Annotated in this window: 21 protein-coding genes; 10 read left to right on the top strand and 11 right to left on the bottom strand. The window is 63.2% G+C overall.

Annotated features, from left to right (window positions below; genetic code table 11):
- Positions 1 to 4: 4 nt before the first annotated feature.
- Positions 5 to 562: a nitroreductase family protein gene (locus WM94_RS11920; protein ID WP_039612600.1), complete on the top strand. Its 558-nt coding sequence runs from the start codon at positions 5 to 7 to the stop codon at positions 560 to 562.
- Between the two features lie 148 nt (positions 563 to 710).
- Here WM94_RS11920 and WM94_RS11915 read toward each other — a convergent pair whose 3' ends face one another.
- From WM94_RS11915 to WM94_RS11895, 5 genes are all read right to left on the bottom strand, one after another.
- Positions 711 to 2051, bottom strand: a complete 1341-nt coding sequence (locus WM94_RS11915) for a HAMP domain-containing sensor histidine kinase (protein WP_061551281.1) — start codon at positions 2049 to 2051, stop codon at positions 711 to 713.
- Positions 2052 to 2111: 60 nt separating this feature from the next.
- Positions 2112 to 2528: a Spy/CpxP family protein refolding chaperone gene (locus WM94_RS11910; RefSeq protein WP_013973674.1), complete on the bottom strand. Its 417-nt coding sequence runs from the start codon at positions 2526 to 2528 to the stop codon at positions 2112 to 2114.
- A gap of 101 nt (positions 2529 to 2629) precedes the next feature.
- Positions 2630 to 3307 carry a response regulator transcription factor gene (locus WM94_RS11905; RefSeq protein WP_013973673.1) on the bottom strand — a complete coding sequence of 226 codons (678 nt, stop codon included), beginning with the start codon at positions 3305 to 3307 and terminating at the stop codon, positions 2630 to 2632.
- 204 nt (positions 3308 to 3511) lie between these two features.
- Complete coding sequence (locus WM94_RS11900; RefSeq protein ID WP_015271283.1) at positions 3512 to 3811, bottom strand: YciI family protein; 300 nt, start codon at positions 3809 to 3811, stop codon at positions 3512 to 3514.
- 1 nt (position 3812) lies between these two features.
- Complete coding sequence (locus WM94_RS11895; RefSeq protein WP_003259096.1) at positions 3813 to 4406, bottom strand: septation protein A; 594 nt, start codon at positions 4404 to 4406, stop codon at positions 3813 to 3815.
- A gap of 67 nt (positions 4407 to 4473) precedes the next feature.
- Here WM94_RS11895 and WM94_RS11890 point away from each other — a divergent pair, with 67 nt between their 5' ends.
- The 6 genes from WM94_RS11890 to WM94_RS11865 all read left to right on the top strand — a co-directional run bounded on the left by WM94_RS11890 (position 4474) and on the right by WM94_RS11865 (position 11069).
- Entirely contained in the window at positions 4474 to 5334 is an 861-nt protein-coding gene (locus WM94_RS11890; RefSeq protein ID WP_061551280.1) for a PHP domain-containing protein, read from the top strand.
- 13 nt (positions 5335 to 5347) lie between these two features.
- Positions 5348 to 5977: an L-threonylcarbamoyladenylate synthase gene (locus tag WM94_RS11885; protein WP_061551289.1), complete on the top strand. Its 630-nt coding sequence runs from the start codon at positions 5348 to 5350 to the stop codon at positions 5975 to 5977.
- Between the two features lie 125 nt (positions 5978 to 6102).
- Positions 6103 to 6828, top strand: a complete 726-nt coding sequence (locus WM94_RS11880) for a ScpA family protein (RefSeq protein ID WP_161551480.1) — start codon at positions 6103 to 6105, stop codon at positions 6826 to 6828.
- Complete coding sequence (gene scpB / locus WM94_RS11875) at positions 6815 to 7585, top strand: SMC-Scp complex subunit ScpB (protein WP_061551279.1); 771 nt, start codon at positions 6815 to 6817, stop codon at positions 7583 to 7585. The genes WM94_RS11880 and scpB overlap by 14 nt, the downstream gene beginning before the upstream one ends.
- 274 nt (positions 7586 to 7859) lie before the next feature.
- Positions 7860 to 8927 carry a 23S rRNA pseudouridine(2605) synthase RluB gene (gene rluB / locus WM94_RS11870; protein ID WP_013973666.1) on the top strand — a complete coding sequence of 356 codons (1068 nt, stop codon included), beginning with the start codon at positions 7860 to 7862 and terminating at the stop codon, positions 8925 to 8927.
- Between the two features lie 723 nt (positions 8928 to 9650).
- A complete protein-coding gene (locus WM94_RS11865) occupies positions 9651 to 11069 on the top strand; it encodes an amino acid permease (protein WP_161551429.1) in 1419 nt (472 codons plus the stop codon).
- Between the two features lie 176 nt (positions 11070 to 11245).
- Here the strand turns inward: WM94_RS11865 and WM94_RS11860 are convergent, their stop codons facing one another.
- Positions 11246 to 12130, bottom strand: coding sequence for a LysR substrate-binding domain-containing protein (locus WM94_RS11860; RefSeq protein WP_061551278.1), 885 nt, complete (start codon positions 12128 to 12130; stop codon positions 11246 to 11248).
- Positions 12131 to 12282: 152 nt separating this feature from the next.
- Here WM94_RS11860 and WM94_RS11855 point away from each other — a divergent pair, with 152 nt between their 5' ends.
- Positions 12283 to 15303 (top strand): FAD-binding and (Fe-S)-binding domain-containing protein, encoded by a 3021-nt coding sequence (locus WM94_RS11855; protein ID WP_061551277.1) that lies wholly within the window; start codon positions 12283 to 12285, stop codon positions 15301 to 15303.
- A 124-nt stretch (positions 15304 to 15427) separates the two neighbouring features.
- On the opposite strand, the gene WM94_RS11850 is transcribed toward WM94_RS11855, so the two are convergent.
- From WM94_RS11850 to phhA, 4 genes are all read right to left on the bottom strand, one after another.
- Positions 15428 to 16615 carry an MFS transporter gene (locus WM94_RS11850; RefSeq protein ID WP_039612608.1) on the bottom strand — a complete coding sequence of 396 codons (1188 nt, stop codon included), beginning with the start codon at positions 16613 to 16615 and terminating at the stop codon, positions 15428 to 15430.
- Positions 16616 to 16706: 91 nt separating this feature from the next.
- Entirely contained in the window at positions 16707 to 16835 is a 129-nt protein-coding gene (locus WM94_RS30760) for a hypothetical protein (RefSeq protein WP_015271274.1), read from the bottom strand.
- Between the two features lie 191 nt (positions 16836 to 17026).
- Positions 17027 to 17383, bottom strand: coding sequence for a 4a-hydroxytetrahydrobiopterin dehydratase (locus WM94_RS11840; protein WP_003254532.1), 357 nt, complete (start codon positions 17381 to 17383; stop codon positions 17027 to 17029).
- 39 nt (positions 17384 to 17422) lie between these two features.
- The gene (phhA, locus tag WM94_RS11835) at positions 17423 to 18211 is read right to left on the bottom strand and encodes a phenylalanine 4-monooxygenase (RefSeq protein WP_003260109.1); all 789 of its coding nucleotides are present in this window, start codon (positions 18209 to 18211) and stop codon (positions 17423 to 17425) included.
- A gap of 256 nt (positions 18212 to 18467) precedes the next feature.
- Here phhA and WM94_RS11830 point away from each other — a divergent pair, with 256 nt between their 5' ends.
- Positions 18468 to 20027: a sigma-54-dependent phenylalanine hydroxylase transcriptional regulator PhhR gene (locus WM94_RS11830; protein WP_025340129.1), complete on the top strand. Its 1560-nt coding sequence runs from the start codon at positions 18468 to 18470 to the stop codon at positions 20025 to 20027.
- Positions 20028 to 20168: 141 nt separating this feature from the next.
- On the opposite strand, the gene WM94_RS11825 is transcribed toward WM94_RS11830, so the two are convergent.
- Positions 20169 to 20423 carry a DUF2790 domain-containing protein gene (locus WM94_RS11825; RefSeq protein ID WP_003260110.1) on the bottom strand — a complete coding sequence of 85 codons (255 nt, stop codon included), beginning with the start codon at positions 20421 to 20423 and terminating at the stop codon, positions 20169 to 20171.
- Positions 20424 to 20821: 398 nt separating this feature from the next.
- On the opposite strand from WM94_RS11825, the gene acs reads away from it, so the two are divergent.
- Positions 20822 to 22783, top strand: coding sequence for an acetate--CoA ligase (gene acs, locus WM94_RS11820; RefSeq protein WP_015271271.1), 1962 nt, complete (start codon positions 20822 to 20824; stop codon positions 22781 to 22783).
- Positions 22784 to 22933: the final 150 nt, after the last annotated feature.

The following is a 22933-nucleotide window of genomic DNA, read 5'->3' as shown; positions in this document are numbered from 1 at the left end:
GCCGATGGAGGCTCTCGACGCATTGCTCAACCGTGTTTCCGTGCCACGCCTGACCGACCCGGCGCCCAATGCCGCCCAGCGCGAGGCGCTGTTCCAGGCCGCCCTGCGCGCCCCGGACCACGGCCAGCTGCGGCCGTGGCGCTTTCTCACCATCGAAGGCCAGGGCCGCGAGAAGCTGGGTGAGCTGTTCGCCGAAGCGCTGCAGCACAAGGGGGATGCCACCCAGGCAGCCCTGGACAAAGCCCGTGCCATGCCCCTGCGGGCGCCGTTGCTGATCGTGGTGATTGCCAGGCTGCAGGACCACTTCAAGGTGCCCAAGTCCGAGCAGCGGCTGGCGGCGGGCTGTGCCGCGCACGGCATCCTGATTGCGGCGCATGCGCAAGGTATCGGTGCGGTCTGGCGCACCGGGGACATGGCTTTCGATGCCCATGTGCACAAGGGCCTGGGGCTGGCCGCGAACGAGGAGCTGATCGGTTACCTGTATGTGGGTACGCCGCTGACCGAGCCGCGCACCGCGCCGATTCTGGAAACTGCTGATTTCGTCAGTGCCTGGGGCGAGTAACGCAGCCTTGGGCTGATTGCAGTATCAAGGCATCCGGCCCTTTCGCGGGTAAACCCGCTCCCACAGGTGTGGCGCAAGTTTCAGGCCTTGCACGGTTACCTGTGGGAGCGGGTTTACCCGCGAAGAGGCCGGGAGCGTTTACATCAAATCAACTGCCTGTCGCTTCAGTCACAGGCAACTCCAGCCGCGCCACGAAGCCCCCCTGTGGATGGTTCTCCAGTACCAGGCTGCCACCATGGCGCTCCGCCGCCTTGCGTGCAATCGCCAGCCCCAGCCCATGCCCCGGCGCTTCCTGCCCCGGCGCACGGAAGAACGGTTCCCCCAACTGCGCAAGGTGCTCCGCCGCCGCCCCCGGCCCATGGTCACGCACGCTGATCAGGATACGGTCCTGCTCGCGCACGGCGCTGACTTCGATCGGCTGGCCCTGCGGGTTGAAGCGCAGTGCGTTGCGCAGCAGGTTGTCCACGGCACGCTCGATCAGCGTTGGCCAACCTAGCAAGGTCAACCCTGGCTGTGCCTCCAGGCGCACGTCCTGCTCCGGTGCGCTTAGCTGGGCATCCTTGCGCACGCTGCCGAGCAGGGCGTTGAGGTCGACCGGCTCGGCATGGGCCTGTTCGGCATCGACCCGTGCCAGGGCGAGAATTTCGCTGATCAGGTCTTCCAGGCGGTCGCATTCGCGGGTCAGGCGTGGCCACAGCGCTTCACGTTGCTCAGGCTCGGCGCGCTCGGCCAAGGCCAGGGCAATACGCAGCCTGGCCAGCGGTGAACGCAATTCATGGGACACATCGCGCAGCAACTGGCGCTGGCTGCCGATGGTGCTTTGCAGGCGCGCGCCCATCTTGTTGAAGTCCTTGGCCAGCACGCCGAATTCGTCACGCCGCGCCGCCAGCTGCGCCAGGCTGTTCTGCTGGTAAGTGGTCTGGCCCAGGTCGTGCACGGCGCTGCGCAGACGGCTGAGCGGGCGGGTGATGGACAGGGTCACCAGCAGGCTGAACAGGGTCAGCACCACCAGGGCAATGCCCAGCGCACTGAGCGGCCACAGCAGGCTTTCGCGGTGCCAGGCATCCAGCGCCGGGTGGGGGATGCGGTAGATCAGCAGGTACGTCTGGCCGGTGTCGGGGCTGGTGTATTCCTCGGTCAGCCGGCGCCACGGCAGGCGCCGCTGGTCATTGTGCTGGCGTGCCTCGAAGGCCGCCGCACGGCGCGGGAAGGTGCCGGGCACCACGGCTTCGCCACTGTCGTCGAGCACCTGCACGTCGATCTTGTAGCGGTCCTTGCGCCGTTCCAGGAAATGCTGTGCCGAAGCCAGGCCTTCCTGTTCGTAATGCTTGGCCCACTTGCTGGCCAGGGTATTCAGGCCCGGGTGGCGGCTGAGGATCCAGGCGTCCTGGTTGAGCATGTGGCCCAGCAGGATCGACAGGCCCGCAACCAGGGTGATGGCCAGCCAGAAACTGGCCAGGATGCGCCAGAACAGTGAACGCAAGTGCACCTCCTGCTAACAAGAAAAGCCCGGCTCGCACTGAGGCGGGCCGGGCATCGGGCGGACAGCTTACTGGGCCTTGTTGCCTTTTTCAGCTTTCCAGGCCTGGAACTCCTGCCACTCGGCTTTCTGTGCGGCGCGTTCCTTCTGCAGTTCGTCGAACTTCTTCTGCTGCTCAGGCTTGAGCAGGGCGCGGACCGCGCTGTCGGTCTTGTCGCGGTTGGCCTGCAGTTCGTCCTTCATCGCCTTCTGGTCGGCGGCCGGCAGTTTGGACAGGTAGCGCTCGGTGATGTCGCGGCGCTGTTTCATCTGCTCGCCCATCAGCTTGCCGATCTGCTGGCGCTGGTCACGGCTCAGGTCCAGCTGGTGGAAAGGCGCATCACCGCGATGATGTGGGCCATCGTGGCGCATGCCGCCTTCAGGCATGGCCATGGCCACGGTCGGCAGGGCGGCGGCGAACATCAGGGCGATAAGGGTCTTGCGCATGGTGTCTCTCCTTTCATGGGCCGGTGGTTACCGGATGAGCACAGTCTAGGGAGATCACCGTCAAGCGCGGTCAGCGGATGGTAAAGGCTCGGTAAAGATGTTCAGAGGCAGTAGTAATAGCCACGGCTGCGCAGGGCGACGATGCGTGGCCGGCCATCGGCGTGGGGGCCGATCTTCTTGCGCAGGTTGCTGACGTGCATGTCCAGGCTGCGGTCGTACAGGGTCAGCTTGCGGCCCAGGCTGATCTGCGCCAGTTCCTGCTTGTCCAGCGGCTCGCCGGGTTGGCGCAGCAACGCTTCGAGAATGCGGCTTTCGGACAGGGTCAGGGTCATTTCACGGCCATCGATGCTGGCCACGCCACGGGCAGGGCTGTAGACCAGGTCGCCCAGCTCCACCTGGCTGGTGGTGGCGGTGGGGTGGCTGCGGCGCAGCACGGCACGCAGGCGAGCGGTGAGTTCACGCGGGTCGCAAGGTTTGGCCAGGTAGTCGTCGGCGCCCAGTTCCAGGCCAAGGATACGGTCCAGCGGCTCGCCGCGGGCCGAGAGCATCAGTACCGGCAGTTCGGCATGCTCGCTGCGCAACTGCTTGAGCAGTTCCAGGCCACTGCCGTCGGGCAGCATCACGTCCAGCACCACGGCCGCCGGGGCATGTGTGGCCAAGGCCTGACGTGCGCTCTGGCCATCGTGGCAGGCGCGCACGGTAAACCCCTCCTGGGTCAGCCAGCTGCCGAGCAGCTCGCACAGCTCCTGGTCATCATCTATCAGTAACAGCTCGCTCATGACTCACTCAATTCAACCATTGACGGCGGCTATTCGGCCCGCCAGTGGCAAAGATACCGCAGACTGATGGCAACAGTATAACTGCTGGTACCGCGTGGCCTTCTTCGCGGGTAAACCCGCTCCCACAGGGACGGCGCAGGCTTCAAGCTTGCACTGCGCCTGTAGGAGCGGGTTTACCCGCGAAGAAGCCCACGCGGTCTCAGATCAAGGCAGCACTTGCTTGAACGGCTTGACCACCACCTTGTCGTACACGCCCGCGGCAATGTAAGGGTCGGCGTCGGCCCAGGCCTGGGCCGCGGCAAGGGAGTCGAACTCGGCAACGATCAGGCTACCGCTGAAACCCGCTTCGCCCGGGTCGTTGCTGTCGATGGCCGGGTGCGGGCCGGCCAGTACCACGCGGCCCTCGGCCTTCAGCTGCTGCAGGCGTTCGATGTGCGCCGGGCGGGCAGCCAGGCGCTTTTCCAGGGAGTTTGCGACGTCGCTGGCGATGATGGCGTAGAGCATGTCAATCCTTGGGTTTGGAGGTAGAAGGGTCGTCGTGCAGGTGGCGCGACAGGTACACGCCCTGCGCTACCAGGAACATCACGGTCATGCCCAGGCTGCCAAACACCTTGAAGTCGACCCAGAAGTCCTGGAAGGTGAAGGCGACGAACAGGTTGGCCGCGCCACAGAACAGGAAGAAGCCGATCCAGGCCAGGTTCAGGCGGGTCCAGATGGCATCGGGCAGGCTCAGGGCGTGGCCCATGATGCGCTTGATCAGCACCCGGTCGCCGATGAAGTGGCTGCCGGCGAAGCCCAGGGCGAACAGCCAGTTCACCACCGGTGCCTTCCACTTGAGGAAGGTTTCGCTGTGGAAGGTCAGGGTCAGGCCGCCGAACACCAGGCAGGCCACCAGGGTGAGCCACTGGCCCTTTTCCAGCTTGCGCTGGCGCAGGAACAGCGCGCCGTAGACCACCAGCGAGCTGATGATCAGCATGGCCGTGGCGCTGTAGATGCCGCCGAATTCGAAGCTGTGGCCGGCGACTTCCATGGGGCGCGGGTCGAGCTTGTAGACGATGAAGAACAGCAGCAGCGGGATGAAATCGATGAATTGTTTCACAATGGCAGCCAGAATCGGGATGTGACGGCATAATAACAAACATCGATTCCAGCGAAAGCGCTCCTCCATGAATGTTGATCTGCACTGTCACAGCACGGCCTCCGACGGCGCCCTGTCGCCCTCGATACTGGTCGCCCGGGCCCATGAGCATGGGGTGCAAACGCTGGCACTGACTGACCATGACACCATCGAAGGCCTGCCCGAGGCGCGCCAGGCGTGCCGCGACAAGGGCATGCACTGGGTCAGCGGGGTGGAGCTATCGTGCACCTGGGGTGGCGCGACCATCCATGTGCTGGGCTATGACTTCCCGCTCGACGCACCGCCCCTGCTGGCGGCGATCGAAGCGCTGCACCGTGGCCGCTGGCTACGCGCCGAAGAAATCGACAAACGGCTGGCGGCCAAGGGCATGCGCGGTACCCTCGACGGCGCTCGCGCCGTGCAGCACGAACTGGGCGATAGCGGCAACGCCCCGGCGCGCCCGCATTTTGCCGAGTACCTGGTGCGTGCCGGGCACGTCAAGGATCGCGGCGAGGCGTTTCGCAAATGGCTGGGCGCCGGCAAGCTGGGGGACGTCAAGCAGCACTGGCCGACCCTTGATGAAACCGTCGCGACCTTGCGCCAGTCCAACGCTTGGGTGAGCCTGGCGCATCCCATGCACTACGATCTGACCCGCAGCAAGCGCAGAAGGCTGATTGCCGACTATATTCAGGCAGGCGGGCAGGCGCTTGAAGTGGTCAACGGGATGATGCCTGCCGAGCAGGTGGGCACCATGTCCATCCTCACCCGTGAGTTCGGCCTGCTGGCAAGCGCTGGCAGTGACTTCCACGGCCCCGGCACCTGGGGCGAGATCGGTGCCTACCGGCCTTTGCCCGAGGACCTGCCACCTCTGTGGCGCCGATTCAGCCATGAACAGCCTTTGGCGGTATGAACAGGACGACTACGTGAGCCAATTTTTCCAGATTCATGCGGAGAATCCGCAGGTGCGCCTGATCAAACAGGCCGTCGAGATCATCCGCAAGGGCGGCGTGGTGGTTTATCCGACCGACTCGGCATACGCGCTCGGCTGCCAGATCGGCGACAAGGGCGCCATCGAGAGGGTCCGGCGCTTGCGCCAACTGGACAAGCAGCACAACTTCACCTTGCTATGCTGCGACCTTTCGCAAATGGGGTTGTTTGCCAAGATTGATACGTCCACCTTCCGCCTGCTCAAAGCGCATATTCCTGGGCCTTATACGTTCATCCTCAATGCCACCCGTGAAGTGCCACGGCTTTTGATGCACGAGAAGCGCCGTACTATCGGGTTGCGCGTACCGTCCAACCCCATTGTTCTGGCGTTGTTGGAGGAGTTGGGCGAGCCGCTGATGAGCGTGAGCCTGATTTTGCCGCCCGAAGAAGAGCCGATGACCGACCCCTATGAGATACGTCAGCGTCTGGAGCACCATGTCGACCTGATCATCGATGGCGGCTACGGCGACCTCAAGGCTTCGACCATCATCGATCTGACTGGTGATGAGCCTGCTCTGGTCCGTGAAGGCTGCGGCGACCCCACGCCGTTCCTGGTCAACGCGTGAGCCAGGTGGAAGCGCCCGAGGCGCCGGCCGAACAGGCCGAGGTGCCTCGCCAACTGCAATTGGCCCTGGTCTATGGCGAAGCCCTGACCGAGCTGCCGCTGGACCTGTACATCCCGCCGGACGCCCTGGAAGTCATCCTCGAAGCCTTCGAAGGGCCGCTGGACCTGTTGCTGTACCTGATCCGCAAGCAGAACATCGACATCCTCGACATCCCGGTGGCGGAAATCACCCGCCAGTACATGGGCTACGTGGAGCTGATGAAGAGCGTGCGCCTGGAGCTGGCCGCCGAATACCTGGTGATGGCTGCCATGCTCGCCGAGATCAAGTCGCGCATGTTGCTGCCGCGCTCGGCCGAGGTCGAGGAGGAGGAGGGTGACCCGCGCGCCGAACTGATTCGCCGGCTGCAGGAGTACGAGCGCTTCAAGGCTGCCGCCGAAGGTATCGATGAATTGCCACGGGTCGGCCGCGAGGTGGTGGTGCCGCGCCTGGAGGCGCCACAGGCCAAGGTGCGCAAGCTGTTGCCCCAGGTCAGCCTGGAAGAGCTGCTGGTGTCGATGGCCGAGGTGATGCGCCGCAACGACCTGTTCGAAAGCCATCAGATCACCCGCGAGACCTTGTCCACCCGCGAACGCATGAGCCAGGTGCTGGAACGCCTGAAGGGTGGCGGTTTCGTGCCGTTCGTCGAGCTGTTCGCCGCCGAGGAGGGCAAGCTGGGCGTGGTGGTGACCTTCATGGCGATTCTCGAGCTGGTGAAGGAATCGCTGATCGAACTGGTGCAGAATGAACCCTTTGCCGCCATCCACGTGCGGCTTCGCCCGGCGCTTGTTGAAGACCCTGATGAACCTGAATGAACCCCGCGACCTGGCGTCGCTGATCGAAGCCTTCCTGCTGGCTTCGGGCAAGCCGCAATCCCTGGAGCGCCTGTACGAACTGTTCGAGGAAGCCGAGCGACCGGAGCCCAAGGTCTTCAGGCAGGCTCTGGAGCTGCTGGGCAAGTCGTGCAACGGCCGCGCCTTCGAACTCAAGGAGGTGGCCAGCGGTTACCGCCTGCAGATTCGCGAGGACTTTGCGCCGTGGGTCGGGCGCCTGTGGGAAGAACGCCCGCAGCGCTACTCGCGCGCGCTGCTGGAAACCCTGGCCCTGATCGCCTACCGCCAGCCCATCACCCGTGGCGAAATCGAGGATGTGCGCGGCGTGGCGGTGAACAGCAACATCATCAAGACCCTGATGGAGCGCGAGTGGATCCGCGTGGTCGGCTACCGCGAAGTGCCCGGGCGGCCGGCGATGTTTGCCACTACCAAGGCGTTTCTCGACCATTTCAACCTCAAGAGCCTGGACGAGCTGCCAGCCTTGGCCGAGCTGCGGGAGATGGAGCCCGAGCCGCTGCTCGACCCGGATGATGCGCCAGTGCCGGCGCACCTGCAGGCATTGGCGGATGCCAGCCTTGGGGAAGAGGAAGAGGTTGCCGAGCCGAAGGAGGAGACCAGCTTCCGTAGCCTGCTGGTGGAGCTGGATGCGATGGAAGAGGGGCTGAAGACCGATTTCGATGATTTGCGCGAGGAAGAGGCTGAGGCTGCTGTTGAAGAAGAGGGCAAGGTGCAGCCTTGAATCTTCTGTTGTCTGTGCTGGCCCTTTCGCGGGTAAACCCGCTCCCACAGGGATATTCCAGGCCCTGAGAGTGATGCGGTACCTGTGGGGGCGGGTTTACCCGCGAAGAGGCCGGTACTGCCAATACATAACCATTAGGCAGAAACCCCTCGCAAAGCCCACAAAACCCTCTACCCTCCAGTGCGTTCCCCCGCCGAACCGCGTATGATGCGCGGCCTTTTGGCGCGTTCGTCGCCAGAACCCTTATTTCATTCCTACACCGGGAGGTGCCCAGATGAGTGAGCAAGACCTGCAAGATACCGAGATCACCCCTCCATCCGGCGAAAAGCTGCAGAAAGTGCTGGCGCGCATTGGCGTTGGCTCGCGCCGTGACGTCGAGGCCTGGATCAGCCAGGGCCGCATCAAGGTCAACGGCGTCGAGGCCACCCTCGGCCAGCGCGTCGACCTGCACGACGCCATTGCCGTGGATGGCAAGCTGATCAAGCGCGAAGAGGCCGCCGAGGCCACCCGCCGGGTGATCATGTACAACAAGCCCGATGGCGAGATCTGCACCCGTGACGACCCGGAAGGCCGCCCGACCGTGTTCGACCGCCTGCCACGTCCGAAAGAAGGCCGCTGGATCAACATCGGCCGCCTCGATATCAACACCACCGGCCTGCTGCTGTTCACCACCGACGGTGAACTGGCCAACCGCCTGATGCACCCGTCCTACGAGATGGACCGTGAGTACGCGGTACGTGTGCGTGGTGAGGTCGACGACGAGATGATCGAGCGCCTGAAGGCCGGCGTGATGCTGGAAGATGGCCCGGCCAAGTTCACCGACATCCAGAAGGCACCCGGTGGTGAAGGCTTCAACCACTGGTACCACTGCGTGGTGATGGAAGGCCGTAACCGTGAAGTGCGTCGCCTGTGGGAGTCCCAGGGCATGGTGGTCAGCCGCCTGAAGCGCGTGCGTTTCGGCCCGGTGTTCCTCAACTCCGACCTGCCGATGGGCCGCTGGCGTGAAATGACCCAGGGCGAAATCGACATCCTCGCTGCTGAAGTGGGCCTGCAGCCGGTGGCGCTGCCAGCCATGAAGCTCAAGGCCAAGGACAAGATGGAGCGCCTGCAGCGCAAATCGACCCGCCCGCTGGGCCGTGGCGAGCGCGTACGCAGCCTGCGCCCGGCCCACGAAGGTGCTGCTGCCGGCGAACGCCCGGCGCGCCAGGCGCGTGAAGAGGCCCCGCGCAAGACCGGCCGTGGCAGCACCGTGGCCGAACGCCCGAGCGAGATGCGCAAGCGTCCGGCCAAGCCTGAAGGTGACAAGCCGGCAGGCCGTGGCCGCGGCAAACCGCGTGGCTGATTGGCCTTTGCGTTGAAACAGAACCAGCCTTCGGGCTGGTTTTTTATAGCTGTGAGAATTTGGGGCTGCTGCGCAGCCCATCGCGACACAAGGCCGCTCCCACAGAAAACGCGTCACCTGTGGGAGCGGTCTTGTGTCGCGATGGGCCGCAAAGCGGCCCCAAGATATTGAACAAAAAGAATTTTCGGACGACTGGCAAGTTCTCGAACCACCTTGTAAAGAAAACTGTACGAATGTGGTCGGTTTCAGCCCGGATTTCAGATTAGGTCGAATCGTGTAAACAAACCTTGCCGCCGACTCCCCATCAAAACAGCCAGCCAAGCCCCGCCCACCCTTGCCCAAAGCCCCGCCCCACGGTGTTATAGCCGCCATTGCCGTGTGCAAAAGCCTGTCCACAGAGCCGGGCTGACAAAACAACAAATGGAGGCGCCATGTACGCCGATCACTTCGCCTTTCAAGGCCCACACCACAGGATCGCTGCGTTTTTTCCCGAGGAAAGGATGCAACGCGTTGACGCCTGCGCGTTTGCAGGGGTATACAGTGCGCCGCGTTTTACCTGTGACTCCTTTGCGTACCGCGCACTCTTGATCACGCCTGGTTGATCCGCTCCGGCGGCACCTGAGGTCAGGAAACCCAAGGTAACCACCTTGCCCATTCCGCTGCGCCACGAGCGCGGTGGGTCCGATTCCGTCACAGATAAAAACAATGCAGGTGACTTCGTTCATGAGTGGACAAAACATGCATTCAGGCGAGCTCAAGCGGGGCCTGAAGAACCGCCATATCCAGTTGATCGCCCTCGGCGGTGCGATTGGTACCGGCCTGTTCCTCGGCTCGGCAGGCGTGATGAAATCCGCTGGCCCGTCGATGATCCTTGGCTACGCCATCTGCGGCTTCATCGCCTTCATGATCATGCGCCAGCTCGGCGAAATGATCGTCGAAGAGCCGGTGGCCGGCTCGTTCAGCCATTTCGCCCACACCTACTGGGGTGGTTTCGCCGGCTTCCTGTCGGGCTGGAACTGCTGGGTGCTGTACATCCTGGTGGGCATGTCGGAGCTTTCGGCGGTCGGCAAGTATGTCCACTACTGGTGGCCGGAGATCCCCACCTGGGTCACAGCGGCAGCGTTCTTCGTGCTGATCAACGCCATCAACCTGATGAACGTGAAGTTCTTCGGTGAGGCCGAATTCTGGTTTGCCATCATCAAGGTGGTGGCCATCGTCAGCATGATCGGCCTGGGTGCCTACCTGCTGACCAGCGGCAGCGGCGGCCCGGAAGCCACCGTGGCCAACCTGTGGTCGCACGGTGGCTTCTTCCCGAACGGTGTCAGCGGGCTGGTGATGGCCCTGGCGTTCATCATGTTCTCCTTCGGTGGCCTGGAAATGCTTGGCTTCACCGCTGCCGAGGCCGACAAGCCGAAGACCGTGATCCCCAAGGCAATCAACCAGGTCATCTACCGTATCCTGATCTTCTATGTCGGTGCCCTGGTGGTGCTGCTGTCGCTGACCCCATGGGACAACCTGGTCGCCAGCATCGATGCCTCCGGTGGCAGCTATGGCAGCAGCCCGTTCGTGCAGGTGTTCTCGCTGCTGGGCAGTGACGTGGCCGCGCACCTGCTGAACTTCGTGGTCCTGACTGCAGCGCTCTCGGTGTACAACAGCGGCACCTACTGCAACGCCCGCATGCTGCTGGGCATGGCCGAACAAGGTGACGCTCCGGCGTCGCTGGCCAAGGTCGACAGCCGCGGTGTGCCGGTGCGCTCGATCCTGGCGTCGGCAGGCGTGACGCTGATCGCGGTGCTGCTCAACTACCTGATGCCGCAAAACGCGCTGGAGCTGCTGATGTCGCTGGTGGTGGCTACCCTGGTGATCAACTGGGCGATGATCAGTTACTCGCACCTGAAGTTCCGCCAGCACCTGGACCGCACTGGCCAGAAGCCGCTGTTCAAGGCGCTGTGGTACCCCTATGGCAACTATATCTGCCTGGCGTTCGTGGTGCTGATTCTGGGCATCATGGCGATGATCCCGGGTATCCAGGTTTCCGTGTATGCGATCCCGGTGTGGCTGTTCGCCATGTTCGTGGTCTACATGGTCAAGCCGCGTCGCAAGGCGCAGGCCCTTGGGGCTGCTGGTAGCGTGGCCAAGTAAGGCGCTGCAGGTAGCGTACAAAAGACCCGAAGTCAGGAACTGGCTTCGGGTTTTTTTATGCCTGTAACGGCCTCTTCGCGGGTAAACCCGCTCCCGCAGGGACATCACCTGACCTGAAAGCAGCGCTATACCTGTGGGAGCGGGTTTATCCGCGAAGAGGCCGGCACAGGCAAGAATCAGATCTGCTCCAGCAACCAACTGCGAAACGCCCGCAGCGACGGCAACGCCTCATTGCGCGGCGGGTAGATCAGGTAATAACTGCGCTGGCTGGCAAATGCCACCCCTGGGCTGTAGAGCTCACCCTTGGCCAGTTCTTCCTCCACCAGTATGCGCGGCACCAGGCCGATGCCGATCCCGGCCCGTACCGCCTGGATCAGGTGCGAGGTCAGCTCGAAGCTCGGCCCCAGGCGCATCGCCCGGTGCGCCAGGCCATGGTGCGAGAACCACTCGCCCCAGGCATGCGGGTTGTTGGCCACATTCAGCAGCACCTCTTCAGTGATGCGTGCAGGGCTCCAGCCTTGGCTGTCCGCACCAGCCTCAGGCGGCAATATCACCACCAGTTCCTCGGCATGCAGGCGATGGCAGATCAACCCCGGCAGGTCGTGGCTGGCCACGCCGATGGCGGCATCGATCTCGCTGGTGTCGAAGTTGATGGCTTCGATGCGTGAATGAATGTGCACCAGCATGCCCGGGTTTGCGCTGTAGAAGGCATGCAACCGCGGCAGCAGCCATTTCGAACCGAAGGTGGGCAGGGTGGCCAGGCGCAAGGTGCCTACCCCCGACTGGTAGGCCAACGCCTGCAAGGTGGCGCTGCGGATGCGCCCCAGTGCTTCGCTGAGCTCGCGCTGGTACAGGCGGCCGACATCGGTCAGCTGCACCTGGCGCCCCTCGCGGCGGAACAGGGTCAGGCCCAGTTGCTGCTCCAGCGCCTGCACCTGGCGGCTGACCGCGCTCTGGGTGAGCGACAGCTCGGCGGCGGCTCGGGTGTAGCTTTCATGCCGGGCGGCAGCCTCAAAAGCCAGTAGCAGCGACATGGACGGGGTGAGATGGCGGTAATTCATTCATGAAAGTCATTAATAGCGGCAGGATTATCCGTTTGCCCCTGAAGCGAAACTACAGGAACATTGGCCTGCACGTCACCTCCGCATGTCATCACCCATGCCGGAACGACAGGAATCCCGTGAATTAGCCAATATCAAGAGGCCATCCTTCGATGATCGCCCAGCTGCCGACCGTTGCCCCGAGCGCCAACTACCCCGAATTCCTCGAAGCCCTGCGCAACAGCGGCTTCCGTGGCCAGATCAGTGCCGACTACGGCACCCGCACGGTGCTGGCCACCGACAACTCGATCTACCAGAGCTTGCCACAGGCGGCGGTGTTCCCGCTGGACGCCGACGATGTGGCGCGGGTCGCCACGCTGATGGCCGAGGGGCGCTTCCAGCAGGTCAAGCTGACCCCACGCGGTGGTGGTACCGGCACCAACGGGCAGTCGCTGACCGACGGTATCGTCGTCGACCTGTCGCGGCACATGAACAAGATCCTCGAAATCAACGTCGAGGAACGCTGGGTGCGGGTGCAGGCCGGTACTGTCAAGGACCAGCTCAACGCTGCGCTCAAGCCGCACGGGCTGTTCTTCGCCCCCGAGCTGTCCACCTCCAACCGTGCCACTGTCGGCGGCATGATCAACACCGATGCCAGTGGCCAGGGCAGTTGCACCTATGGCAAGACCCGCGACCACGTACTGGAGCTGCACAGCGTGCTGCTCGGCGGCGAGCGCCTGCACAGCCTGCCGATCGACGATACCGCGCTGGAACAGGCCTGTGCCGCGCCCGGCCGGGTCGGCGAGGTGTACCGCATGGCGCGGGAGATCCAGGAAACCCAGGCCGATCTCATCGAAGCCACTTTCCCCAAGCTCAACCGTTGCCTGACCGGTTATGACCTGGCCCACCTGCGCGACGAGCAGGGCCGCTTCAACCTCAACAGCGTGCTGTGCGGTGCCGAGGGCTCGCTGGGCTATGTGGTCGAAGCCAAGCTCAATGTGCTGCCGATCCCCAAGTACGCCGTGCTGGTCAACGTGCGCTACACCAGCTTCATGGATGCACTGCGTGATGCCAACGCGCTGATGGCGCACAAGCCGCTGTCGATCGAGACCGTCGACTCCAAGGTGCTGATGCTGGCGATGAAGGATATCGTCTGGCACAGCGTCGCCGAATACTTTCCGGCCGACCCCGAGCGCCCGACCCTGGGCATCAACCTGGTGGAGTTCTGCGGCGACGAGCCGGCCGAGGTCAATGCCAAGGTGCAAGCGTTCATCCAGCACCTGCAGAGCGACACCAGCGTCGAGCGCCTGGGCCATACCCTGGCCGAGGGTGCCGAGGCGGTGACCCGCGTCTACACCATGCGTAAACGTTCGGTGGGCCTGCTGGGCAACGTCGAGGGCGAAGTACGCCCGCAACCGTTCGTGGAAGACACCGCGGTACCGCCGGAGCAACTGGCCGACTACATCGCCGACTTCCGTGCACTGCTCGATGGCTACGGCCTGGCTTATGGCATGTTCGGCCACGTCGATGCCGGCGTGCTGCACGTGCGCCCGGCGCTGGACATGAAGGACCCGGCCCAGGCCGCACTGGTCAAGCCGATTTCCGACGCCGTGGCGGCGCTGACCAAAAGCTATGGCGGCTTGCTGTGGGGCGAGCACGGCAAGGGCCTGCGTTCTGAATACGTGCCGGAATACTTCGGCGAGCTGTACCCGGCGCTGCAGCGCCTGAAGGGCGCTTTCGACCCGCATAACCAGCTCAACCCCGGCAAGATCTGCACCCCGCCAGGGAGCGCCGAGGGCCTGACCAAGGTCGATGGCGTGACCCTGCGCGGTGACCTCGACCGCACCATCGACGAACGCGTGTGGCAGGACTTCCCCAGCGCCGTGCACTGCAACGGCAACGGCGCCTGCTACAACTACGACCCCAACGACGCCATGTGCCCGTCGTGGAAGGCCACCCGCGAGCGCCAGCACTCACCCAAGGGCCGTGCCTCGCTGATGCGCGAATGGCTGCGCCTGCAGGGCGAGGCCAACATCGACGTGCTGGCGGCGGCACGCAACAAAGTGTCGTGGCTCAAGGGCCTGCCGGCACGCCTGCGCAACAACCGTGCGCGCAGCCAGGGCCAGGAAGACTTCTCTCATGAGGTGTACGACGCCATGGCCGGCTGCCTTGCGTGCAAGTCGTGCGCCGGTCAGTGCCCGATCAAGGTCAACGTGCCGGACTTCCGCTCGCGCTTCCTCGAGCTGTACCACGGCCGCTACCAGCGCCCGCTGCGTGACTACCTGATCGGTTCGCTGGAGTTCACCATCCCGTACCTGGCTCACGCGCCCGGGCTGTACAACGCGGTGATGGGCTCGAAGTGGGTGAGCAAGCTGCTGGCCGACAAGGTCGGCATGGTCGACAGCCCGCTGATCAGCCGCTTCAACTTCCAGGCCACCCTGACCCGCTGCCGTGTCGGCGTGGCCAGCGTGCCGGCCCTGCGTGAACTGACCCCGGCCCAGCGCGAGCGCAGCATCGTGCTGGTGCAGGATGCCTTTACCCGTTACTTCGAGACACCGCTGCTGTCGGCCTTCATCGACCTGGCGCACCGCCTGGGCCACCGGGTGTTCCTGGCGCCGTATAGTGCCAACGGCAAGCCACTGCACGTTCAGGGCTTCCTCGGTGCGTTCGCCAAGGCGGCGATCCGCAATGCCACCCAGCTCAAGGCCCTGGCTGACTGCGGCGTGCCGCTGGTGGGCCTGGACCCGGCGATGACCCTGGTGTATCGCCAGGAGTACCAGAAAGTGCCGGGCCTGGATGGCTGCCCGCAGGTGCTGTTGCCGCAGGAGTGGTTGATGGACGTGCTGCCGGAGCAGGCACCGACTGCGCCGGGCACTTTCCGCCTGATGGCGCACTGCACCGAGAAGACCAACGTGCCGGCCAGCACCAAGCAGTGGGAGCAGGTGTTTGCCCGCCTTGGCCTGAAGCTGGTGACCGAGGCGACTGGCTGCTGCGGTATGTCCGGTACCTATGGGCACGAGGCGCGCAACCAGGACACCTCGCGGACCATCTTCGAGCAGTCGTGGGCTACCAAGCTGGACAAGGAAGGCGAGCCGCTGGCGACAGGCTACTCGTGCCGCAGCCAGGTCAAGCGCATGACCGAGCGGCAGATGCGCCACCCGCTGGAAGTGGTGCTGCAGTACGCTCAGCGCTGACCTTCACGGCCCCGGGGGCTGCCTTGCAGCCCATCGCGACACAAGGCCGCTCCTACAAGAAAAACGCGGTCTCTTGTAGGAGCGGCCTTGTGTCGCGAAAGGGGCGCAAAGCGCCCCCCTGTTTTTAAAGACCCCGCTGACGCCGCGCCTGCCGATACAGATACAGGCTCAACACCAGCCCGCAAGCCGCCGCCGCTGCCGCAAACAGAAACATCGAAGCAAACCCGAACCCCGCCGCCACCGCGCCTACCAGTGGCCCGGTCACCCCCAGCGACAAATCGATGAACAGCGAATAAGCCCCCACCGCCGCCCCGCGGTTGGCCGCCGACACCTGGTTCACCGCCTCCACCCCCAGTGCCGGGAACACCAGCGAAAAGCCGAACCCGCTCAGTGCGGCCCCCGCCAACGCCAATTCGGCGCTGGGCGCCAGCCACAGCATCAGCAGCCCGAGTGTTTCCACCGACAGGCAGGCGATCGCCACCCGGAACCCGCCAAGCCTGTTGATCAGGTTGCCGAACAGTAGTCGCGCACTGATGAAGCTGGCGCCGAACAGGCTCAGGGTCAGTGCCGCATTGGCCCAGCCACGGCTGGCGTAATACAAGGTGATGAAGGTGGCGATGGTGCCAAAGCCGATCGAGCCCAAGGCAAGCCCCGAGCCGTGCGGGAACACCTTGCCCAGCACCCGCAGGAACGGCAGGCGCACGCCACTGACGATCGGTGCGGCCTGTTTGGGCCAGGCCAGCAGCAACCCTAGCGCACACAGCAGGATGATGCTCACGCCCATGCTCCACAGGCCCAGGCTCTTGACCATCAGCACGCCCAACGGAGCGCCGATGGCCAGCGCGCCATAGCTGGCGATGCCGTTCCAGGAAATGACCTTGGCCGTGTTTTCAGCACCTACGCGGCCAATGCCCCAGCCAATGGAACCGGAGCCCACCAGGCTTTCCGCACTGCCGAGTACCAGGCGGCCGACCAGCAGGCAGGCCAGGCTGAGCCAGGGGAGATGGGTGAGGAAGGCGCAGGCCAGCATGAACACCCCGCTGAGCCCGCAGCCGGCCAGGCCATACATGACCGCCTTCTTGCTGCCGTGGTTGTCGATGATGCGGCTGGCGGTGGGGCGGCTGAGCAGGGTGGCCAGATACTGCACGCTGATCACCAGGCCAGCGACCACGGCACTGAAGCCCAGGTCGTTGTGCACATAGCCGGGCAATACGGCCAGCGGGATGCCGATGTTCAGGTAGCCGATGAAGGTGAAGAGGACGATGGAGACGACTTGCAGGGTGACCGCAAGGGGGCGCGGTGAGTGGGGCATGAGGGCCTACGTGGGTTCTGGACGGTGTGAAAACGTGATGACGGGGGGTAGCCCGCAGGTCAGCCGTTTTCACACTGTCGGGGATGCGCGGTTATTCCTGGTCAGCGCTGGATTGATCGTCACCATCCTGCTCGACGGCAGCTGCCGGTTCGGCGTGAACGGTCACGGTTGGCTCTTCTGGGTTCAGGCTTGGGAAGGGAAGATTCGGGATTTCATGCATCTCGTCGTTCCTCGCAAGTGTGAGTGAAAAGTCTGCGCCAGGCGCGTTTGAAGCTTTGCAAAGCTGGGGCAGGATACACAAGTCTGGATGACAGTTTGGGTTTTTTTGGCGGTCGCTTGTCGGTTTTGCGGGCGAACAGCGGACATTTTTTCCATAAAAAATGGGGCCACCGGGCCCCATTTTCTCAGTGCTTACTTGCGGCCTTCAGCCGTCTCCGCCACCTTGTCGGTGCGTGCGCACATGATGAAGTCATTGCGGTGCAGGCCTTTGATCGAGTGGCTCCACCAGGTCACGGTGACCTTGCCCCACTCGGTCAGCAGGCCCGGGTGGTGGCCTTCGGCTTCGGCGATTTCGCCCACGGCATTGGTGAACGCCAGGGCGTGCTTGAAGTTCTTGAACAGGAACACGCGTTCCAGCTCCATGTGGCCGTCACGTACTTCGATGTTCCAGTCCGGGATTTCGCGAATCAGCTCGGCCAGCTCTTCGTCGGTGACCTTTGGTGCGTCGGCGCGGCAGGCTTCGCAATGGGCTTGGTTCAAGGCATTCATGTGGTGTTTTCCGGTTCGAGTTGTTATCGGCAAGGTCGCTCAGGCAGCGACCTTGGGTGGAAACTTCGGTGCGTGCAGGCCCAGCTGCATGGCTTTGTGAACCATGCCCATGATGTCTTCGTGGGCCAGGTCGAACAGACGCTTCATGTTCGGTAGCACGAAATACAGCGGCTGCAGGATGTCGATGCGGTAAGGTGTGCGCATGGCCTCGATCGGGTCGAAGGCCTGGTGCTCGGGCTCGCCAGACAGACTGTAGACGGTCTCCTTTGGCGACGAGAGGATGCCGCCGCCATAGATCTTGCGGCCCTGCGCGGTTTCCATCAGGCCGAACTCGATGGTCATCCAGTACAGGCGCGCCAGGTAAACGCGTTGTTCCTTGGTCGCGGCCAGGCCGAGCTTGCCGTAGGTATGGGTGAATTCGGCGAACCAGGGGTTGGTCAGCAGAGGGCAGTGGCCGAAGATCTCGTGGAAGATATCGGGCTCTTGCAGGTAGTCCAGCTCTTCCGGGGTGCGGATGAAGGTGGCCACCGGGAAGCGCTTGCTGGCCAGCAGTTCGAAGAAGGTCTGGAAGGGGATCAGCGCCGGGACCCGGGCAACCTGCCAACCGGTGGTGGCGCCCAGCACCTTGTTGATCTCGCCCAGTTGCGGAATACGGTCATGGGGCAGCTTGAGCTGGTCGATGCCGTCCAGGTATTCCTGGCACGCGCGGCCTTCGATCACTTTCAGCTGACGGGTGATCAGGGTGTTCCATACCGCATGCTCTTGCTGCGGGTAATCGATAAAACCATGCGCATCGGGCTCGCGTGCCACGTATTGCGTCTGTTTCATGTGGCTCTCCTGGTGAGGGCTTTTCTTGTTATGTGCAGGACATGCCTAAGGAATATCCCTTCGCTGGCCACTTTGCACGGGGTAAGCCAGTGGGCGGGGCTGGCTTTGGGCGACGGTTTCGTAACGATAATTTTACAAAAAGGCGCAGGTGTCGGAAAATCCGAGGCATCTGGCTGAAGCTTCGGCTGTTTTTGTCAGCTTATCTTTACGACTTTTCCGCGCGGTGTTGAAAAACATTGGCGCTTCGAGAGCCCTCATGCGTATCAAAGTGCATTGCCAGAACCGCATTGGCATCCTGCGCGACATCCTCAACCTGCTGGTGGAGTACGGCATCAACGTGCTGCGCGGCGAGGTGGGTGGTGACCATGGCAACGCCATCTACCTGCATTGCCCGAACCTGATCAATCTGCAGTTCCAGGCGCTGCGGCCGAAGTTCGAGGCGATTGCCGGGGTATTCGGTGTCAAGCGCGTGGGGCTGATGCCCAGCGAGCGCCGGCACATGGAGCTGAATGCGCTGCTGGGGGCGCTGGACTTCCCGGTGCTGTCGATCGACATGGGCGGCAGCATCGTCGCCGCCAACCGTGCCGCTGCGCAGCTGCTGGGGGTGCGGGTGGACGAGGTGCCGGGCATGCCGCTGGCGCGCTATGTGGAGGACTTCGACCTGCCAGAGCTGGTGCGCGCCAACAAGTCGCGCATCAACGGCCTGCGCATCAAGGTCAAGGGCGATGTGTTCCTGGCCGATATCGCGCCGCTGCAGTCCGAGCACGACGACAGCGAGGCGCTGGCCGGCGCGGTGCTGACCCTGCACCGCGCCGACCGTATCGGTGAGCGCATCTATAACGTGCGCAAGCAGGAGCTGCGCGGTTTCGACAGTATCTTCCAGAGCTCGCGGGTGATGGCTGCAGTGGTACGCGAGGCGCGGCGCATGGCGCCGCTGGACGCACCATTGCTGATCGAGGGCGAGACCGGCACCGGCAAGGAGTTGCTGGCGCGTGCCTGCCACCTGGCAAGCCCGCGCGGCCAGTCGCCGTTGATGGCGCTCAACTGCGCCGGGTTGCCCGAGTCGATGGCCGAGACCGAGCTGTTCGGCTACGGCCCCGGGGCATTCGAAGGGGCGCGGGCCGAGGGCAAGCTGGGGCTGCTGGAACTGACCGCCGGTGGCACTCTGTTTCTCGACGGGGTAGGGGAGATGAGCCCGCGCTTGCAGGTGAAGCTGCTGCGTTTTCTGCAAGATGGCTGCTTCCGCCGCGTAGGCAGCGATGAAGAGGTGTACCTGGATGTGCGAGTGATCTGCGCGACCCAGGTGGATTTGTCCGAATTGTGTGCCCGGGGCGAGTTTCGTCAGGACCTGTATCACCGGCTCAATGTGTTGTCGCTGCACATTCCACCATTGCGCGAATGCATGGATGGCCTGGAAGGGCTGGTGCAGCACTTTCTCGACCAGGCCAGCCGGCAGATCGGCTGCGCCATGCCGCGCCTGGCGCCGGCGGCGATGGACAAACTCGGCCAGTATCATTGGCCGGGTAATGTAAGGCAGTTGGAAAACGTGTTGTTCCAGGCGGTTTCGTTATGCGAAGGCGGCGTGGTCAAAAGTGAACATATACGTTTGCCGGATTACGGCGTGCGCCAACCGCTGGGTGAATTTTCGCTGGATGGGGATCTTTCGCAGATTGTCGGACGTTTTGAAAAAGCGGTACTGGAAAGTTTGATGGGGGAATTCCCGAGTAGTCGGGCTTTAGGTAAAAGACTGGGTGTTTCGCATACTACTATTGCCAACAAGTTGAGGGATTATTCACTTGGCAAGTCTGCAGATTAATCCGCCTTTATAAAAGGCGGGACTGCTGCGCAGTCCTTTCGCGACACAAGGCCGCTCCTACAAAGGCCTGCGTACGCCTATCAATGTAGGAGCGGCCTTGTGTCGCGAAAGGGGCCCGCAGGGCCCCAAATTCACAAGGTATCAGCCGTTCGAGCAGCCGTTCCCCATCACGCGGTATTCGAGAATGTGCTTCTGGCCCTTGGAGTCCTCGTAGGTCATGCGGGCTGGCACGACTTCGCACACATTGGGCACTTCGCTCATGGAAATGACGCGGGCAATGTCCAGGTGCTGCGAGTAACTGTACTGTTCAACCGGAATCTGCTCGGCATCTTTGGCTTCGCCGGCCATCGCCGCGCCGCAAAGACTGCCAAGTACCAATACCAGTAAAGCTTTCATTTTCAATTTACCTGTCTAAGGTCGTGAGGGGGCACGCGGCGCTTATGGCGCCGCGAGTATTGCTAGTTTTAACTATCAGGTTTGGAGGGGGATTAACGCTTGCCTTCGTGGGGGCTGTTACCAGTTGTTAATCGCCTTGCCGTTGCTGGCGAGGTGAATTTTATGGCTGGGGCCAAGGCCGAAACAGTGGGTCTTTTGATAAAGTGTTTTGACAGAATCTGTAACAATCCTCTGGTAAACCGCGCCCGTAATTTCTCGCCTGGGCTGTAAGGTGCGTGCCAGAGCGTTTTGTCAGAACGGGCGTACCAAATTACTACCAACGTCGAATGGCTTTTGTCGCTCTGGTACAGTTACAAACGGTTCCATACAAAAACAACTATTACACCGAGGTAACACAGATGAGTGCGGCTCCACTGTATCCCGTTCGTCCCGAGGTTGCGGCCACCACCCTGACCGACGAGGCCACCTACAAGGCCATGTACCAGCAATCGGTGATCAACCCGGACGGCTTCTGGCGCGAGCAGGCCCAGCGCATCGACTGGATCAAGCCGTTCACCAAGGTCAAGCAGACCTCCTTCGACGACCATCACGTCGATATCAAATGGTTCGCCGACGGCACTCTGAACGTTTCCTCCAACTGCCTGGACCGCCATCTCGAAGAGCGCGGTGACCAGTTGGCCATCATCTGGGAAGGCGACGACCCTTCCGAACACCGCAACATCACCTACCGCGAACTGCACGAGCAGGTCTGCAAGTTCGCCAACGCCCTGCGTGGCCAGGATGTGCACCGGGGTGACGTGGTCACCATCTACATGCCGATGATCCCCGAAGCCGTGGTCGCCATGCTGGCCTGTGCCCGTATCGGTGCGATCCATTCAGTGGTGTTCGGCGGCTTCTCGCCCGAGGCGCTGGCCGGTCGCATCATCGACTGCAAGTCCAAGGTCGTGATTACCGCCGACGAAGGCGTACGCGGTGGCCGGCGTACCCCGCTCAAGGCCAACGTCGACCTGGCGCTGACCAACCCTGAAACCAATAGCGTGCAGAAGATCATCGTGTGCAAGCGCACCGGTGGCGACATTGCCTGGCACCAGCACCGCGACATCTGGTACGAAGACCTGATGAAAGTCGCCTCCAGCCATTGCGCGCCGAAAGAGATGGGTGCCGAGGAAGCGCTGTTCATCCTTTATACCTCCGGCTCCACCGGCAAGCCGAAGGGCGTGCTGCACACCACCGGTGGCTACCTGGTGTACGCCGCGCTCACCCATGAGCGCGTGTTCGACTATCGCCCGGGCGAGGTGTACTGGTGCACCGCCGACGTGGGTTGGGTCACCGGCCACAGCTACATCGTTTACGGCCCGCTGGCCAACGGCGCCACTACCTTGCTGTTCGAAGGCGTGCCGAACTACCCCGACATCACGCGCGTGTCGAAGATCGTTGACAAGCACAAGGTCAACATCCTGTACACCGCGCCAACCGCCATCCGCGCGATGATGGCCGAAGGGCAGGCTGCTGTTGAAGGTGCCGATGGCTCCAGCCTGCGCCTGCTGGGCTCGGTGGGTGAGCCGATCAACCCCGAAGCCTGGAACTGGTACTACAAGACCGTGGGCAAGGAGCGTTGCCCGATCGTCGACACCTGGTGGCAGACCGAGACCGGCGGCATCCTGATCAGCCCGCTGCCGGGCGCCACCGGCCTCAAGCCGGGCTCGGCAACCCGCCCATTCTTCGGCGTGGTGCCGGCGCTGGTGGACAACCTGGGCAACCTGATCGAGGGCGCTGCCGAAGGCAACCTGGTGATCCTCGATTCCTGGCCGGGCCAGTCGCGTTCGCTGTACGGCGACCACGACCGTTTCGTCGATACCTACTTCAAGACCTTCCGTGGCATGTACTTCACCGGCGACGGTGCGCGCCGCGACGAGGATGGCTACTACTGGATCACCGGTCGCGTGGATGACGTGCTGAACGTGTCCGGTCACCGCATGGGTACTGCCGAGATCGAAAGTGCCATGGTCGCGCATGCGAAAGTGGCCGAGGCCGCGGTGGTAGGTGTGCCACACGACATCAAGGGGCAGGGCATCTATGTGTATGTCACCCTCAATGCCGGTATCGAGGCCAGCGAGCAGCTGCGCCTGGAGCTGAAGAACTGGGTGCGCAAGGAAATCGGCCCGATCGCCTCGCCGGATGTGATCCAGTGGGCGCCGGGGCTGCCGAAGACCCGGTCGGGCAAGATCATGCGCCGCATCCTGCGCAAGATTGCCACCGGTGAGTACGATGCTCTGGGTGATATCTCGACCCTGGCCGACCCGGGTGTGGTGCAGCACCTGATCGATACCCACAAGGCCATGAGCCTGGCTTCGGCCTGATAGCGAAGCTCGCAAACGCTGGAGGCGTTGCGCTATCTCTGTGGGAGCGGCTTTAGCCGCGAAGAACCCAGCGCGGTGGATGGCACCGGCGTTGCCGGTGTTCGCGGCTGAAGCCGCTCCCACAGGGTGAGGTATATGCCTGAGGGCTGT

The sequence above is a fragment of the Pseudomonas sp. ABFPK genome, from assembly GCF_001586765.1.
In the GTDB taxonomy this organism is placed as follows: Bacteria; Pseudomonadota; Gammaproteobacteria; order Pseudomonadales; family Pseudomonadaceae; genus Aquipseudomonas; species Aquipseudomonas asiatica.
This window is presented reverse-complemented; position numbering and strand designations above follow the sequence as displayed.

Coding starts and splice junctions, on each gene's coding strand:
- WM94_RS11920 (WP_039612600.1), top strand. CDS start 5: ATGGAGGCTCTCGACGCATTGCTCAACCGTGTTTCCGTGCCACGCCTG.
- WM94_RS11850 (WP_039612608.1), bottom strand. CDS start 16,615: ATGCCCCACTCACCGCGCCCCCTTGCGGTCACCCTGCAAGTCGTCTCC.
- acs (WP_015271271.1), top strand. CDS start 20,822: ATGAGTGCGGCTCCACTGTATCCCGTTCGTCCCGAGGTTGCGGCCACC.
- scpB (WP_061551279.1), top strand. CDS start 6,815: ATGAACCTGAATGAACCCCGCGACCTGGCGTCGCTGATCGAAGCCTTC.
- WM94_RS11910 (WP_013973674.1), bottom strand. CDS start 2,528: ATGCGCAAGACCCTTATCGCCCTGATGTTCGCCGCCGCCCTGCCGACC.
- WM94_RS11825 (WP_003260110.1), bottom strand. CDS start 20,423: ATGAAAGCTTTACTGGTATTGGTACTTGGCAGTCTTTGCGGCGCGGCG.
- WM94_RS11830 (WP_025340129.1), top strand. CDS start 18,468: ATGCGTATCAAAGTGCATTGCCAGAACCGCATTGGCATCCTGCGCGAC.
- WM94_RS11855 (WP_061551277.1), top strand. CDS start 12,283: ATGATCGCCCAGCTGCCGACCGTTGCCCCGAGCGCCAACTACCCCGAA.
- WM94_RS11890 (WP_061551280.1), top strand. CDS start 4,474: ATGAATGTTGATCTGCACTGTCACAGCACGGCCTCCGACGGCGCCCTG.
- WM94_RS11860 (WP_061551278.1), bottom strand. CDS start 12,130: ATGAATTACCGCCATCTCACCCCGTCCATGTCGCTGCTACTGGCTTTT.
- phhA (WP_003260109.1), bottom strand. CDS start 18,211: ATGAAACAGACGCAATACGTGGCACGCGAGCCCGATGCGCATGGTTTT.
- WM94_RS11865 (WP_161551429.1), top strand. CDS start 9,651: ATGAGTGGACAAAACATGCATTCAGGCGAGCTCAAGCGGGGCCTGAAG.
- WM94_RS30760 (WP_015271274.1), bottom strand. CDS start 16,835: ATGCATGAAATCCCGAATCTTCCCTTCCCAAGCCTGAACCCAGAAGAG.
- rluB (WP_013973666.1), top strand. CDS start 7,860: ATGAGTGAGCAAGACCTGCAAGATACCGAGATCACCCCTCCATCCGGC.
- WM94_RS11840 (WP_003254532.1), bottom strand. CDS start 17,383: ATGAATGCCTTGAACCAAGCCCATTGCGAAGCCTGCCGCGCCGACGCA.
- WM94_RS11900 (WP_015271283.1), bottom strand. CDS start 3,811: ATGCTCTACGCCATCATCGCCAGCGACGTCGCAAACTCCCTGGAAAAG.
- WM94_RS11905 (WP_013973673.1), bottom strand. CDS start 3,307: ATGAGCGAGCTGTTACTGATAGATGATGACCAGGAGCTGTGCGAGCTG.